This is a genomic window from Mannheimia glucosida (genome assembly GCF_046267875.1).
GTDB lineage: Bacteria > Pseudomonadota > Gammaproteobacteria > Enterobacterales > Pasteurellaceae > Mannheimia > Mannheimia glucosida.
This window is the reverse complement of sequence record NZ_CP176502.1, coordinates 1,709,083-1,725,726: the sequence shown is the minus strand read 5'-3', so window position 1 is coordinate 1,725,726 and position 16,644 is coordinate 1,709,083. Positions and strand designations below refer to the sequence as shown.

Annotated in this window: 9 protein-coding genes; all 9 read left to right on the top strand. The window is 39.8% G+C overall.

Annotated elements, in window-relative coordinates; genetic code table 11:
• Positions 1 to 19: 19 nt before the first annotated feature.
• The 9 genes from ACJ7Z2_RS08330 (at position 20) to ACJ7Z2_RS08290 (ending at position 16,599) form a co-directional block, all read left to right on the top strand.
• Positions 20 to 10,063 (top strand): hemagglutinin repeat-containing protein, encoded by a 10,044-nt coding sequence (locus tag ACJ7Z2_RS08330; RefSeq protein ID WP_409499988.1) that lies wholly within the window; start codon positions 20 to 22, stop codon positions 10,061 to 10,063.
• Positions 10,064 to 10,851: 788 nt separating this feature from the next.
• The gene (locus tag ACJ7Z2_RS08325; RefSeq protein ID WP_409499987.1) at positions 10,852 to 12,279 is read left to right on the top strand and encodes a VENN motif pre-toxin domain-containing protein; all 1,428 of its coding nucleotides are present in this window, start codon (positions 10,852 to 10,854) and stop codon (positions 12,277 to 12,279) included.
• The gene (locus ACJ7Z2_RS08320; protein ID WP_409499986.1) at positions 12,276 to 12,605 is read left to right on the top strand and encodes a hypothetical protein; all 330 of its coding nucleotides are present in this window, start codon (positions 12,276 to 12,278) and stop codon (positions 12,603 to 12,605) included. The genes ACJ7Z2_RS08325 and ACJ7Z2_RS08320 overlap by 4 nt, the downstream gene beginning before the upstream one ends.
• A gap of 163 nt (positions 12,606 to 12,768) precedes the next feature.
• Entirely contained in the window at positions 12,769 to 13,170 is a 402-nt protein-coding gene (locus tag ACJ7Z2_RS08315) for a hypothetical protein (RefSeq protein WP_373612289.1), read from the top strand.
• Positions 13,167 to 13,517: a hypothetical protein gene (locus tag ACJ7Z2_RS08310; RefSeq protein ID WP_373612288.1), complete on the top strand. Its 351-nt coding sequence runs from the start codon at positions 13,167 to 13,169 to the stop codon at positions 13,515 to 13,517. Before ACJ7Z2_RS08315 ends, ACJ7Z2_RS08310 begins: the two co-directional genes overlap by 4 nt.
• Positions 13,518 to 13,622: 105 nt before the next feature.
• Positions 13,623 to 13,895, top strand: a complete 273-nt coding sequence (locus tag ACJ7Z2_RS08305; RefSeq protein ID WP_373612290.1) for a NucA/NucB deoxyribonuclease domain-containing protein — start codon at positions 13,623 to 13,625, stop codon at positions 13,893 to 13,895.
• Positions 13,896 to 13,899: 4 nt separating this feature from the next.
• Positions 13,900 to 14,517: a hypothetical protein gene (locus tag ACJ7Z2_RS08300; RefSeq protein WP_409499985.1), complete on the top strand. Its 618-nt coding sequence runs from the start codon at positions 13,900 to 13,902 to the stop codon at positions 14,515 to 14,517.
• 116 nt (positions 14,518 to 14,633) lie between these two features.
• Positions 14,634 to 15,530 carry a hypothetical protein gene (locus tag ACJ7Z2_RS08295; protein ID WP_409499984.1) on the top strand — a complete coding sequence of 299 codons (897 nt, stop codon included), beginning with the start codon at positions 14,634 to 14,636 and terminating at the stop codon, positions 15,528 to 15,530.
• 289 nt (positions 15,531 to 15,819) lie between these two features.
• Positions 15,820 to 16,599, top strand: a complete 780-nt coding sequence (locus tag ACJ7Z2_RS08290; protein ID WP_409499983.1) for a VENN motif pre-toxin domain-containing protein — start codon at positions 15,820 to 15,822, stop codon at positions 16,597 to 16,599.
• The last annotated feature ends 45 nt before the right edge of the window (positions 16,600 to 16,644 follow it).

Genomic DNA, 16,644 nt, shown 5'->3' with positions numbered 1-16,644 from the left:
GTGCTATTAAGGAATTATTATGAATAAGCATTGTTTTCGCACTATTTTCAGCAAGACCTTAAAACGTATCGTGGTGGTATCTGAATTAGCAAAATCAGCAGGTAAATCAGAAAGTGAAAGTATGACAAGCGGTGCAATTTTACAAAAAATTTGCAAAATTCGACCGCTTGCGTTCAGCTTGTTCTGTGCGTTGGGATTCGTTACCTTATCAGACAACGCTATGGCGGAAACCTTGATTATTCAAGCCGATAGCACTGCACCGAAAAATCAGCAGCCGATTATTTTGCAAACCGCCAACGGGCTGCCGCAAATCAATATTCAAACCCCGAACGATAAAGGGCTTTCCCACAATAAATACAGCCAATTTGACGTAGCGGAGAAGGGGGCAATCCTCAACAACAGCCGCACCAACACCGCTACCCAACAAGCCGGTATGGTGCAAGGCAACCCCTATCTTGCCCGTGGCGAAGCGAAGGTGATTTTAAATGAAGTCAATTCCAGCAAGCCTTCGGTAATGAAAGGTTATGTGGAAGTGGCTGGTAAAAAAGCCGAAGTGATTATCGCCAACCCGAGCGGCTTGCATTGTGACGGCTGCGGTATTATCAATTCAGACCGAGCAACTTTTACCACAGGTAAACCACAGATTAACAACGGCAATCTGGATAGCTTTGTGGTGGAAAAAGGCAAGGTAAAAGTATCGGGCAAAGGAATGGATAACAGCCGTGTGGATTACACCGATATCATTGCCCGAGAAACCCAAGCCAATGCAGGGATTTGGTCGAAAAAAGAGACCACCGTAATTACCGGCAAAAACACCGTCAAGCGGTCAGCTTCTGATAAAAATTTGCAAATTATTCACACAAACCAACCGCTTGCAGGGGAAGAAAAGCCCACAGTTGCGATTGATGTGGGCGAACTGGGCGGAATGTATTCGGGCAAAATCCACCTGATTGGTACGGAACAGGGCGTGGGCGTGCGTAACGCTGGGCACATCGGTGCAAGTGCCGATACGCTCACCATTGACAGTCAAGGGCGGATTGTAAACAGCGGCACGTTAAACGCCCAACAATCCGTGCAACTCAACGCCCAACACGGCATTGAAAACCACGGCAAAATTGAAAATAAACAGGGCGATATTCAGTTTAACTCGAAAGCCGATATTCAAAATAGCGGTTCCATCGTGGCGAGGGGCGGCAATATTCAGAAAAAAGCTGATACTAAAATCCAACAAAGCGGCGAAACGGTGGCAAAAGGCAATATCACCTACACCGCCCGCCAAATTCACGCCGACAAAAACTCACTGATTGCCGCAGGGGTAGATATTACAAACACAGCACAGGGCGAAGTGCGGAAGTTGGAAGCTCAATCTGTAACCGGGAAAGCTATCACGGTTGCAACCACCGAAAAAGCCACGTTGCAGGGCAAAAATTTAGCTTCGGGGAAAATTCACGTTGCGGCAGCTGAGATTGATGCCAATCAGAGCCAAAATAATGCCCATACCGTTGAATACAGTGCCAAATCGGGCGATATTCAGGCGAATAGTGCCTATTTCACGGCAGAACAACTCACTCTAACCACGCCAAACTTACTTTCTACACAAGGTAGTTCTTTAACGGCAAAAGCGATAAATACCTCACAAACAGTCTTAAATGCACAAAATGCCGTCTGGAAACAAACGGGTGAGCAGGATCTGCATTTAAACGGTGAGATAATCAATACACAAAGTGGTGAATTTAGCACACAGGGTAATTTTGCGATTAATGCTAAGCAATTAGACAATAAACAAGGTACGCTAAGCAGTGGAAAATCACTTTATTTGAATTTAAACGGCAGTGTAAATTCTGCGGATGGAAAATTATTTTCAGGGGAAAATATACAACTCAACAGCCAACACTTAAATAATGACAACGGCTTAATTTATGCGAAACAAAAAGCCGGCATTACGGTTAAAAATGGTGTGGTGAGTAATAAAAATACCAACGCAGAAGATAAAGGTATCATTGTAGGTAAAGAATTATTATTAGAAAGTCAGACGCTAGATAATACAAACGGGAAAATTATCAGTAAAAATAGTCGTTTAACCGCTTCTCAAATCAATAATGAAGAAGAGGCTATTCGTGCTGAACAGAAGATAGAGATTAACGCCGACACATTGTTAAACAATAAAGGCATTATTTCTTCGGCTCAAAAAGCGAATTTAACGGTGAGTGAAATTAGTCAGCAAAAAGGAACTATTGAAGCTCAAAATCTACAATTAAATTCAAACACACTTTCTTCAACAGAAAATAGCCTTATTTTTGCAGAGCAACTTAATCTTACCACCAAAGGCGAATTGAATAATCAAAATAGCCATATTGTTGCGAAAAAAGCGGCTCATATAACAACAGAAGGAAATGTAACCAATATTGGCGGAGTTATTGGCAGCCAAACTGCGGATTTACAGTTAAATACGCATAACCATCAGTTCAATAATACAGCAGGTAAAATTGTTGCCGCTCAACAATTGAATGTAAAAAGTGGCTCATTATCTAATGAGCAGGGTCTTATCACAGCAAATAATATTAGCCTAGATACGGGTAACGGAACATTAAATAATCAAAATACGCTGACGAGCAAAAAAGATAAAGGGATTATCGCTCAGCAAAATTTAGCATTAAATACAAAAGTGCTAGATAACCAAGTGGGTAATATTATCAGCTTTAATAATGCTCAACTCAATACAGCCGAAATAACCAATGATAGCGGGCAAATTCGTATCAGCAGTGATCTTGATATTCAAGCGAAAAATTTGTCACAACAAAATGGATTGATTACCGCAGGTAAAGCAACACTTGCTTTATCAGAGCTTAATTCAAGCCAAAATAGTGAAATTAGTGCGAATGAAATTACCCTCAATGCCGATAAAGTGATTAATCAGCATAGCCGTTTACAAGCAGAGAAATCATTCACACTAGAAGCCAAACAGGGCATTACTAACCAGAATGGCATTATTGCCAGTAAAACAGCTTCTCTTGCTATTAATACCCACCAATCAACGTTGGATAATGCCAATGGCACATTGTTTGCCAACCAATCTTTAAATATTCAGAGCGGTAAGATAGATAACCGAGCCGGGTTAATTTCTGCCAAACAAACGGAAATTAATACACAGCAACATCAAATTGATAACCGTAATACGCAGGCTGAAAATAAAGGTATTATTGGCGTAGATAAACTCTCTCTAAATAACCTTTCATCATTGAATAATGAACAAGGGTTTATCCATTCAAATAAACAGCTAGACGTTTCTGTGGCTTCAAATATCAATAACCAACAAGGCATTTTAAATAGTAACGAAGGTTTAACGCTCAATGCTGCACAAATTGACAATAAAGCTGGCTCAATTACCGCGAAAACGGCAGAAGTGAATGCAAAAGTGATAGATAATACTGCCATGAGTGATAAAGGCTCATTGATTTTAGGCACAACTCAGCTTGTGTTAAATGCAGAGCAACTAGATAACCAAAACACGAAAAGAAAAACCGCAGATAAAGCCCCAACACAAGGTATTCAAGCAGGGCAATTAACGCTAAACAGCAATATGTTCTCTAATCAACGAGGTGGTGTTTATGTTACTGATGCTGCTGCGATAACGGTTAATCAAACCCTAGATAATTTTCAGGGAGAAGTACTTTCAGAGAATACACTTACCATCAAAGATAATGGCAATTTAAGCCTTAACAACCAAGAGGGCTTAATTCAAGCGAAAAATCGCCTTAACTTAACGGCAAAAACGTTGGAACAGGAAGGCTCAATTAAAACGCAAGGGGATTTAACTGTTCGCTTAAAAGACAGCTTTACCTTAAATAACGCCTTTGAAGTGGGCAATAGTTTAGATTTTAGCACGCAAGGCAATTTTACCAATAATGTCGCTTTATTGATTGGCAATAAAGCAACGCTTGCTGCCAATCAAATTATCAATACCGCAAGCGGTGAAATTTCCTCAAAAAACAGCAAATTAACCGCCAATGAAATAACCAATAGAGGTTTAATTGACGGCGAGAAAACCCTGCTAAATGCCACTGAAATTAACAATATTGGTACGGGGCGGATTTATGGTGATCATCTCTCGCTTAAAGCAAAAAATATAAACAATCTTGCGGAAACAGTTGATGGAAAAGTAAGTTCTGCCACTATCGCTGCAAGGGAAAGATTAGCTCTTGGTATAGATACTTTAATAAATCGTGATGGGGCATATATCTTATCATTAGGTCAAGCCGATATAGGGAATAGTTTTGATGAAAATGGGAACGTTATAGGTAATGCAAGTTTAATTCAGAATGAAAGTGCCACAATTGAATTTTTAGGTAATTCTACAGTTAATGCTCAGAAAATAGAAAATCGAGATATTCATGTCAGTACTACAATACGTGAAGAAAAAGAAGAATTTGATCTATATGGCAGAGAAAATAGTACTACTCATACAGTTAATGAATGGTATAGAAACGGTGTTGATGGAGAAATGGAATACAATAATGGGCAGCGTCATAAGCGGGCAGTATTTATGTTTTATGATAAAACTAGATCTAACGAAGTAGCTTATAGAGACGAATATTGGCAAAGGAAAAAATATACGCAAACTAAATATATTCCAGAAATTCAAAGTCAAGCTTCTGCTAAATTTTTAGTGGGTGGAAATTTGAATTTGAATAGTGAAAATGCATTAAATCTCTATAGCCAACTTATGGTTGGCGGAAAGCTGTTTTTTAATAGCAAAGAAATTACTGAATCAAATGAAAAAATTATTTCAAATCAAGGGGTTCTGATTAATAAGGATCTGGAAGCTACTATGAATATCCATAATGACGGTTATTTTTATCGTTATTATCAAGATAGATATAGACCGAAAAAATGGCAAACTAAACGGTTTTTCTTTGATGAAAAGATTAAAAAAGATATTGATCAAGAACCATCAAAGCAGATTAAGTTTGATTTGGTGCTAAACACCATCGGCACTCCAATTTCATCTAATGCGACTGTTGATGAACAAACCAAAGCCCAAAATGTGTCCCTAGAAACCGTCAGTATTACAGGGTCTGATACCAACCCAAACAGCGGTACGGTAAATGTCAAACTTACGCCAACGATTAGTGAGCAAGATAAAAACAAAATCGTTGATTCAGGGCAGGTTGTCGGCAAATTAAATACAACTGTTGATAATTTTGATGCGAATAAACTAGGCGAGTTAGAAATGCCAACTATCAAAACCCATTTAGCAGACGTGAGTTTACCGCAGGCGAGTTTATACAAAATCACCCCTGATGCACCCAACGGCTACATAGTGGAAACCGACCCTAAATTTACCGACCGTCGAAAATGGCTAAGTTCAGATTATATGTTTGAACAGCTTCGCCATAACCACGACAACGTGCATAAACGCTTGGGCGATGGGTTCTATGAGCGTACGCTGGTGAATGAGCAGATTAACCAACTGACAGGCAGACGTTTTATTGCAGGTTACAACGATGATTTAGAGCAATATAAAGCCCTGATGAACAGCGGAGTAAAATATGCCAAACAGTTTAATCTTGCGGTTGGGGTGGGTTTAACGGCAAAACAGATGTCGGAACTTACTACCGATATGGTGTGGCTGGTCAATAAAGAAATCACCCTTGCAGATGGTCGAAAAGTTACCGCCCTTGTGCCGCAGGTTTATTTAGTGGCTCGCAATAGTGATATCACTTCTCGTGGGGCGGTGATTTCGGCTAATCAAATTATTGGTAGTGTAGATAAAGTGGAAAACAGTGGTGTGATTGCAGGTTTAGATTTAACCCGTTTACACAGCAACCAGCTTGAAAACAGAGGCATTGTGTTAGGTAAGAATGTGGATTTATCGGCACAACAGACCTTAATTAACTTAGGCGGTAAAATTGAGGCGGTGGATTCCCTTTCCCTTTATGGTGGAAAAGGGGTAGAAATTGCCAGCACCCTAAGCCATACCGAAAATCAAGATAAAACCTTTATCCGCACGCAATTAGACCAGCTTGCCAGTGTCGCTGTCACAGGCAATAACGGCAGATTAAGCGTTCAGAGCGGAGGCGATATAACCTTAAAAGCGACTTCGCTAGAGAGTAAAGGCTCAATAGATATTGATGCGAAGAACTCGCTCAACATTACCACGTTAAAAACGCAAAACCGAGAGCATTACAACGGCAATGCGGATAACTACTACCGCTTAGACCAAACACAAGAGGTCGGCAATAGGATTTCGGCAAAAGGCAATATTCGTGCGGTAAGCGGTGGCGATATGGTAGTTCGCCAGTCTGACATCAGCAGTGAATCGGGCGAAGTGTTGCTCGGCTCACGCCAAGGGGATGTGCGGATTGAGGCAGGCAGAGCGGAAGAGCGATTGGAAACCGCCAGAAAATCGACCAGCCGAGGTATTTTCAATAAAACCACGTCAACTTACCGTTACACACACGACATCAGTGAAGCCATCGGTAGCAATATAGACGGACGCAAAGTGAATGTAATTGCACAATCTGGCGATGTGTTAGTGAAAGGCTCCTCGTTGGTGGGCGATGAAGCCTTGGGTATTTATGGCAACAATGTTGCTATTGTGTCTGATGTCAATACCCATTACCAAGATGAAATGAGCAGCACGAAAAAATCGGGCTTAATGGGCAGTGGTTTTGGTTTTACCATCGGCTCGAAAAAAGAACAAATCGAACAAGACCGCACTCAACAAAGTGCAGCTCGTAGCCAAGTGGGGAGCTTGTCGGGGAATACCGCCATTCAAGCAGGCAATCATTACCAACAAACCGGCAGCGTCGTGACCTCCCGAGATGGTGATGTAGATATCACCGCCAAATCAGCCAACATTACGGCAGCACGTTCGGATTATGAAAGCAATTACAAACGCACCACAGAGCAAAAAGGGGTGACGGTGGCAATTAGCACACCGATAACGAATGCGATACAAGCGGTCGAAAACACCGTAAATTCTGCAAAAGCGATAGGGAGCAGTAAAAATGATCGCATTAATGCATTAGGGGCGGTGAATGCCGGTTTTGAAGCAATGCGGACAGCGGAGCAAGTAGGTAAATTAGCCGAAGCATTAAGCCAAAACCCAACGCAAGCCTTAAGCCAAGATGTGAGTGTGTCGATTACCTATGGCGAGCAAAAAAGCGTAGAAACCCAACATAGCGAAGGGAACAAGGTAGAGAAAAGCCAAATCAACGCCGGCGGTAAGGTAAATATCAAAACCGAAGGAGACGGCAAAAACTCGACCTTGACTATTGCAGGTAGCGATGTATCAGGCAAAGGCGGCACGCACTTAAAAGGCGAAGGTGGTGTAAATATGTTAGCAGTGGATGAAAACCACCTTGAACGGAGTAAAAACAAATCGAGTGGTTTTAATGCCGGCGTGGCGATTAGCTACGGCTCAAGTGGTTTTGCGTTTGGGGTGACAGCAGGCGGCAACGTGGCAAAAGGCTACGGCAACGGCGAAAGCCAAGCGTGGGTCGGTAGCCAAGTAGGTAGCCTTTCCAGCCAAACCACGATTGAAAGTGGGGGTGATGCGAATATCATCGGCTCACAAGTCAAAGGCAAATCTGTCAAAGTGAATGCAGAAAATCTCAACATTCAAAGTTTACAAGACACAATGAAGTATGAGGGTAAGCAAGAAAGTGTGAGCGGACAAGTGACGGTAGGCTATGGCGTTTCAGGCAGTGCGAGTTACAGCAAATCGAAAATGAATGCCGACTATGCCAGTGTCAATCAACAGGCAGGGATATTTGCAGGGGATGAGGGGTATGATGTAGAGGTGAAACAGCATACTGAATTAACCGGCGGATTAGTGACCTCAACTGAAAAAGCCGAAGCGGAAGGCAAAAACCGTTTCAGCACAGGCACGCTGAATGCCACAAACTTGGATAATCATGCTAACTACAAAGGCAGTAGTGTGGGAGTAAGTGCGAGTGCAGCGGCGAATTTTGATACGCCATTGGGAGATAAAGGTCAAGCACAGAGTTCAAAAACAGTCAAAGATGAAAGTGGAAACCGAGTTTTAGCCACAGGTGTAGCGTCATTACAAAGCGGGGTGAATGTAGGTTACGGTTCGGATAAAGGCAGTCAATCCAGCCAAACAACATCCGGCATTAACACCCAAAACCTGATAATTCGAGACGAGCAAGCCCAGCTTGATAAAACAGGCAAAACGACAGCACAAATAAAGGAGGAGGTAAAAACCGATATTACAACAGATAGTGCTGAAAGCCATTCAGGTAAACTTGAAAACCGTTTTGACAAAGATAAGTTGCAAAAAGAGCTGGATTATCAGGTTAAAGCGACACAAGAGTTTCAAACCATCACGCTGGCAACTATCAATGAAAAAGTTGCCACTCACGCTGAAAGCAAACGAGCAGAGGCAGAAAAAGCCAAAGCCGCAGGCAATCTTGCCAAAGCCAAAATACTGGAAAACGAAGCGGAGAAATGGGAAACGGGAGGAGCTTACCGACAAGGTGTGGATGCGATTACCAACGCAGTAGGGTTAGCCTTAGGTGGCAGCCCAACGGCAGGGGTAATAACGGGAGCGGTTTCGCCTTATATCAACACAGAAATTAAGCAGGCAACAGAGGGTAATACAGAAGCGAACCTGATAGCTCACGCCCTTTGGGGAGCGGTGGAAGCCTATGCACAAGGCGGCAAAGCTGGTGCAGGAGCGGTTGCAGCGGTAACGGGCGAAGTGGGGGCGAAACTGATTTCAGAACAGGTGTTTGGTAAATCTCCTGAAAATCTAACGGAAGGGGAAAAGCGGACGGTATCGGAGCTAAGCCAAGTAGCGGCTGGATTGGCTGGTGGTTTAGCCTCCAGTTCAGGCAGTTCGTTATCTACAGCTCAAGCAGTGAAAACAGGGCAGGGAATTGGGAAAAATGCGGTGGAGAATAACTATCTATCTAAGCAAGATTGGATTGACTATAAAAGAGATATAAGTGCTTGTGGTAACAATCAAGAATGTATTGAACAGGTAAAAGAAGAATTTACTGATATTAATAAAGCAAATAGTGAAACATTAAAAGCTGCTTGTAGGCTAGGAGGAAATACAGAGGAATGTGCTAAACATACATCTCTTGCTAAAGAAGGATTTGATTATGCTAGAGAGAATGTTCGCTTTGACGGCTCAGGCTGGATGGCAAAAATAATGAATGCCAATAAAGCGGAAGCTAAAGTCAAACCAACAGAAGGGCTATTAGGTAGTGAAGCTATTACTCATATAGAGAATGCCTTATCTAATCCAGAGATTAGAAATAAAGTTGAAAATGATCCTGTTGTAAAACAAGCACTGACACAAGGCATTGACCAAGCAGCTAGTGCAGTTAGAACTGAAAAAGCGAATGCCTATGAATTTAGTTCAAAATGGGAATATCCAAATATATCAGGGCTGTCAAATGATTATAGCGTATTTGGACGAGAATTAGGTGCTGAACCTGTTGTTCCTGAATTTTATTTCTCTACTGTATTGGGAGCAGGCAAAGTCGGTAAAGCACTATTTGACCTCTCATCAACATCAACCCGTGTGATAGTGGGAGCGAATGGTGCGGTGAGTGCTGGTGCTCAATACCTGACTAATGGAGAGATTAGTGTAAAAGAAACCTTAAAAGATATGGGAGAAGCCTATATTACGAAAGACTTTAGTTTTAAAGGATATACGGCTTGGAATATTGGAACAGGTTTTTTAGAGGGAGGCTTAGAAAATGCTAAATGGCAAGATGGGAAATTACAAGGTTTCTCGGTTGAAAATGCGCTGGAAAGAGCGGGTGTAAAAACAGTAACAAGTAGTATAGGTTATGGCTTTGGTAAAGGAGTAGAAAACCCTCTAAATAGAAATATTAATACTTATGGAAATGGTCTAAGAACGGAGTTTATTAAAGAAGGAAAACCAATCATTCGATTTGTTAAACCTAGTTCAATCCCTGTAGGGGTCGGAAATATGTTTGACAGCTCTACAAGTAAATCATTGGAAATGATTTGGGATAATTATAGATACTTAAATGGGGGTAACAATGAAGCTCCATCTAAGTAATAAAGCAAAAATGTTTTTTTATTTCTATATCTATTTTCTTATTTCTATTTTTGTAGTTTTAATAGGTGGTAAATATTTAATTAGAGCTGTGCATGGAGTTTATCATTTAGATTATCTGATTGAGTGGAGTGAAGTGAAGATTATATTAATAATTCCTTTAATTATATCTTGTAGTATTGTTTGTTACTATTATAGCAGTAGCAAGTGATATTATTTAATATATCCCCCGATAGCGCCCGCCTCCAGACGGGTGCTAAACAATTTATCTAAAATATGAGATACAGGCACTCGTCAGAGACGAGTGCCATCGGGGGGTTAACGGGCAAAGGGTAGATAAAGAGGGCAAGCCAACCCACAGCCTAAGCAATGCGATTGGTTATGGTAAAGACCAAGACAGCCAATCCAGCCAAACAAGATTCGGCATTAACACGCAGAACCTGATTATTCGAGATGAACAAGGACAATTAAACAAAACAGGCAAAACTGCGGCTCAAATCAAGGAAGGAATCAAAACCGACATCACAACTGAAACAGCGGAAAGCCGTTCAGGCAAGCTCGAGAATAACTTTGATAAAACCAAACTCCAAAAAGAGCTGGATTATCAGGTAAAAGCCCTAAGCGATTTCCAAACCATCACGCTGGCAACTATCAATGAAAAAGTTGCCACTCACGCAGAAAGTAAACGGGTAGAGGCAGAACAAGCCAAAGCCGCAGGCAATCTTGCCAAAGCCAAAATACTGGAAAACGAAGCGGAGAAATGGGAAACCGGTGGAGCTTACCGACAAGGTGTGGATGCGATTACCAACGCAGTAGGGTTAGCCTTAGGTGGCAGCCCAACGGCAGGGGTAATAACGGGAGCGGTTTCGCCTTATATCAACACAGAAATTAAGCAGGCAACAGAGGGTAATACAGAAGCGAACCTGATAGCTCACGCCCTTTGGGGAGCGGTGGAAGCCTATGCACAAGGCGGCAAAGCTGGTGCAGGAGCGGTTGCAGCGGTAACAGGCGAAGTGGGGGCAAAACTTATTTCAGAGCAAGTGTTTGATAAATCCCCTGAAAACCTAACGGAAGCAGAGAAACAAACGGTGTCGGAACTCAGCCAAGTAGCGGCTGGGTTGGCTGGTGGATTATCTACAAGCGGAGGAAATTCCCTATCAACGGCTCAAGCGATGAAAACTGGGCAAGAGGTAGGGAAGAATGCGGTGGAGAATAATTCACTTGTAGTTGATAGGTTGAGAGAAAATAAAAAAGCAGATGCTGAAAAGTGGAAACTAAAAGTCAGAGAAAAAATTGGTCATAATACTGCATCACAGTTTATTAATGGTGTAATTGATGTTGTTGAGGAAGGTGCTGATTCAGCTTTATTCGTTGGAGATACAGTATTTGATACATTTGCTCTGTTAACTACTTGTGCTGTCGGCGATAGTTATTGTAATCAGGCAAAGATTGATCTAGCAGGAAAGAACCAAGCAGTATCAAATACATTAAATGCTTTGATGACGGGAGAATATTGGGAAGGTGTAAAAGCAGTTGCGAAGCAAGCTTATGAAGGGGATCAACAAGCGTTAGAGAATTTCTCTGGAATATTAACAGGGTTGTTATTGCCAACAAAAGTTTTACCTAATAATTCTAAGCTAGGTGATTTTTCTAGGAAAGCTCCAAATAGTATTAATGCGAGTAGTGATTTATCAGTAGTTGGAGAAACATTAGGTTATAAAACCATACATGTAGATTTTAATAAGTCTTTAATTAAAGGAAGTGATGAAAGTCATCTAGTTAATAACTTAGCAGCTAATACAAATTATGAGCTAAGTAATGGAACTAAATTTAAGACAAATAATTATGGATATGTAGAAGAAATTTCATATTCTCCAATAGATATGAAAATGCCAAGAGATAAAAGACAGACTCAGGTTGGTAAAGAAGGATTACCAACAGATGTAGGAGGTCATATACAGGCTTGTAGTCAAGGTGGCACTTGTGATAGATATAATTTATTCCCACAAGATGCTAATTTTAATAACTCTGCATATAAAGTTTATTTTGAGAATATAATAAACAAAGCCGTAAAAGAGGGGAAAACAGTTAATGTAAACACAAGATTTATTAGACAGGATCCTAGTTCAAGTAGACCAGACAGATTAGAAGTAAATTATTCTATCAATGGTGTAGAACAAAAGCTATTAAGATTTAACAATGAGGCGAGTAAGAAATGATCAATGAAGAAGTTAAAATTATCAATAGAATATATGAGTCTGTTATGAAAATGGATAAGTATAAATATAATTCATTTGAGTATGAGTATGTGTTAAATAAAGATGAAGGTTGGGTTAGTATGGGGTTAATTTATAAATTAAATAATTCTATAGTATTGCAGAATGATTTTAAGTATGTTGATAGTGATTTGCTGGAGGAGCTAAGTGAACAGTTAAAAATCACCATGTTTAAACATACGGGTGGTGAATGGACTAAATTTATTTTGTTGTTTGAAAATAATGAAATAAAGACAAAGTTTGAATATCAACCTCAATCATTAATTTAGATACGAGCCACGATAGCGCTAGCGTCCACGCTAGTGCTATTTAATATAAGTTACAAGCGGTTAATCATGTGAAGTATTTTGCAAATTTTAGCAGTAAATCAACCGCTTTTCTTGGTACGAGCGAGGACGCTCGCACCATCGGGGTGTTTCGGGCAATAAAAATATGTTGAATTGGTCGGAGTATATTGGAAATGAATATAAGAACACGAAGATTAATTTCTTGCATTTAGGTGGTTCTTATCCGTCTGAAGAAATAGACAAACAAGCGAAAGAGCTATTTGGCAGTGTGAATACCGAATATCACGGTGTGAAAGGAGATGTTGTCTATTCAGGCTTTGGAGGACTATTTATCGGAAATAATCCTAATGCTAAACAAGTAGCAGGGTTGTCATTCGGTCAAGCACATTCAGAAGCTAATCAGAATATAAATAATTTGAAGTATGTTTATGACAAAAAAGATAACAAGGAAAGAAAACAATGGGAAAAAGCAGAAGATACTTTAAACAAAGTGTATCCGAATAGTGGTATTAGAGAATTTAATAAAGTAAATGAGGTGAATAAATGAGATTGTTTACTTGTTTATTAGCCTCCTTAGTTCTGACTGGATGTTTATTTTGGGAGTTAATGCCGTCATATTCCTCGTATTGGGATGAAGATATTTGGATACATAAAAATACCAAGCAACCTTTAAATAGAGATATTGATATGGATTGCTTTAATAAGTCCCTTGAAGGATTTGAGATTAAAAATATATCAGGACTACCAAGGGTAGTAGGAGAGGATAATCGGGCAAAATCAGAAAAAATATATGCTTCTTGTTTAAGAAGAAAAGGTTTTATATTTAATGCCAGTTATAAATACTGTTATAAATTTAGAGAAATTTGTGATCGATATAATGAATATAGAAAATGAACAACTAGCCAGCATGTACGCTCACGGCATTATGAATAAAAATGATGATGACCGCTTGGAACAGTTTCTGTATCAAGATCTAAATATCCAGAAACCGTTTCCCATATAGAAGATTCAATTGGTCAAGGTAAGCCAGCAGTTTTAACAATTGATCGAAAAGGTGCATCTCAACGGAGAAAAGAGGCATTAATGGATACTCCAAGTAAAGCAGGCTATGATCGAGATGAGTATCCTCCTGCTATGTTTAAAGAAGGTGGTAAAGGAGCATCAGTGAGATATATCTCCCCAAAAGATAATAGAGGTGCTGGTAGTTGTATAGGGCATCAGTGTAAGCAGTATTCTGATGGTGATAAAGTCAAAATTGAAATTAAGGAGTGAACTTGTGAAGTACTTCAATAAATTAATCAGTATATCAAGTGAATCTATCAATAGTATAAGGAATGTAGATTTGCCAGTTGAGTTAAAAAAACTATATAGAGAAAAAAATGGTTTTGTAGCATTTGAAGGTACTTTCCGTATTTATGATATAGAAACCCTACTTAATATTAATAACTTAATTAAGTTAGAATTGAGCATAGGACTTATATTTTTTGGTGATAATGCTTTAGGTGAGGGATTTTGCATCAAAGGTGATGATTTTCATAAGTATGACTTTGAACTTGATGAGTTAGAGTTTATGGGGAAGGGAATAGAAGAATTTTCTTATACATTATTATCAAAATATAATTATTATACTGGATATGAATTAGCTAAGGACTGGATGAAATATAATAATGTGTTGGATATAAATAATATTCTTATGCCTATAATTCCGTTTTCACTAGGCGGCGAGTATTCAAACGAAAATTTAGTAGCCTATCCTAGATATGAGGGAATAAAAATAAAAATTAAATTTTGCAAAACTATCAGCGAATATAGTGATGGTATGCAGGTGAAGTTAGATGAGTTATATAATCTAAATTCCTTAGATAGTTCTATTACCCACACTAGTGCTATTTAATATAAGTTACAAGCGGTTAATTATGTTGAGTATTTTGCAAATTTTAGAAGTAAATCAACCGCTTGTTTTGGTACAAACGAGGACGCTCGTACTATCGGGGAATAGGGAAAAATGCGGTGGAGAATAATTTCTTATCACAATCTGAATATGCAGAACTTGAACGGTTAATGAAGAAAAAAATCCTGACTCAAGAAGAATCTATTAGAGTGCAACATTTATTAGAGAAAGATAAAGTTTCAGATAGATTATTGCATATTTATAAAACTCAGCCGGAAAGCCTATCGCAAGAAGGGAGAGATTTACTGTTAAAATGGGTAAAAGAATATGGAAATATTCCGCAACAAATACAATTGTTAAATACTCCGGCTAATTCATCAGTAATGAAACCTGATTATTCTGATTTAAAACTTGAAGCACAGAAAGTATATAACTACTCGGGAAGTGTCCAAGGACGTTTGAGCGAATCTTTGAATACTGGGGTTTCTGTTGTAGGAACAGGGGGGAATAGTTTAGTTATAAAAGGTGTGCAATATTCTAGCAATGTAGCTAAAGGTGTTTCCTCTGCTGCACAGAAAGCTGTCAATAAAATAGGCGAATTTGCAGTTAAATATCCAAATGCGGCGGGAATGGTTACAGATGGAACAATAGCATTAGGGGTTCATTCCGGTTATAAAGTTTCTACAGGGCAAGAGATTAATCCTTATGAGGCAATAGGAGCATTTGGTTCAGGAGCTTTAACAAGGAATCAATCTGTTGGAAATCAGATACGAATCAATCTTGGGATTAGTACAGTAACGAGCTTATCAAAAGATCCAAGTGGAAATAGTTTAGGTAACGATTATTTTGGAGCAGTAATTTCTCCTGTAATTAACAAGCCATTTAGTATGAAAGATTCAGCTCTCGGGAATATTGTTGGGGGAGCTATGGGAGAATATGGTGGAGATTTTGATAATAGGGTAAAAAATTATGAAGAACTGAAAAAACTCCTAGATAACAAGGGGTTGACAAAATGATAAAGAAAGTAATTTATTTAGCTGTGTTATTTTTAGCGACATTCTTTGTTGCATCATTAAAGCATATAGCGATATTTATATATATATTGGAATTATAGTGATTTTTATTGGGCTGAAGACGCTTTAAATGATATTTTATCGTTTGCAATCCCTTTGTTTATAGGGTTATGTGTAAAAAAATTTATATCAAATAAATTTAATGTTAAATAATAAAGTTAACTAGATAAGTACCCCGATAGCACTAGAATTCACATTAGTGCTATTTAATATAAGTTACAAGCAGTTAATTATGTTGAATATTTTGCAAATTTTCGAGGTAAATCAACCGCTTGTTTTGGTACGAGCGAGGACGCTCGCACCATCGGGGGCTTACCGACAAGGCGTTGATGCTGTAACCAATGCAGTAGGGTTAGCGTTAGGCGGTAGCCCAACGGCAGGGGTAGTAACTGGAGCGATTTCGCCTTATATCAACACAGAAATCAAACAGGCAACAGAGGGTAATACAGAAGCGAACCTGATAGCTCACGCCCTTTGGGGAGCGGTGGAGGCCTATGCACAAGGTGGTAAGGCTGGTGCAGGAGCGGTTGCAGCGGTGACAGGTGAAGTGAGTGCAAATATCATCTCTCAAAATCTCTTCGGCAAAGAGCCTGAAAACCTGACGGAAGCGGAAAAACGGACGGTATCGGAGCTAAGCCAAGTTGCGGCTGGGTTGGCTGGTGGTTTAGCCTCCAGTTCAGGTAGCTCGTTATCTACAGCTCAAGCAGTGAAAACAGGGCTGGGAATAGGGAAAAATGCGGTGGAGAATAATTTCTTTGATGACCTTCACCCTTCAGAAGAGCGAAAACAAACGATAGTGGTAATGGCAAAAGCCTTAATTGAAGGTATAGAAGGTGCGATAGAGGTAGTTCAGCACTTTGATGAAACGATAGTAACGATTGCGAAGCATTGGCTAATCCAAAGTCTTGCAAGGCTTAGCCACACAAGACGTGGGGCAAGCGGCAGTGGGTTTAGCTTCGCCATACTTAAATGCAGAAATCAAAAAGTACACCGAAGACGCCTCCCAAGCTAACCTGCCCACGCATTACTGGGTGCGGTGGAAGCGGCTGCGATAGTC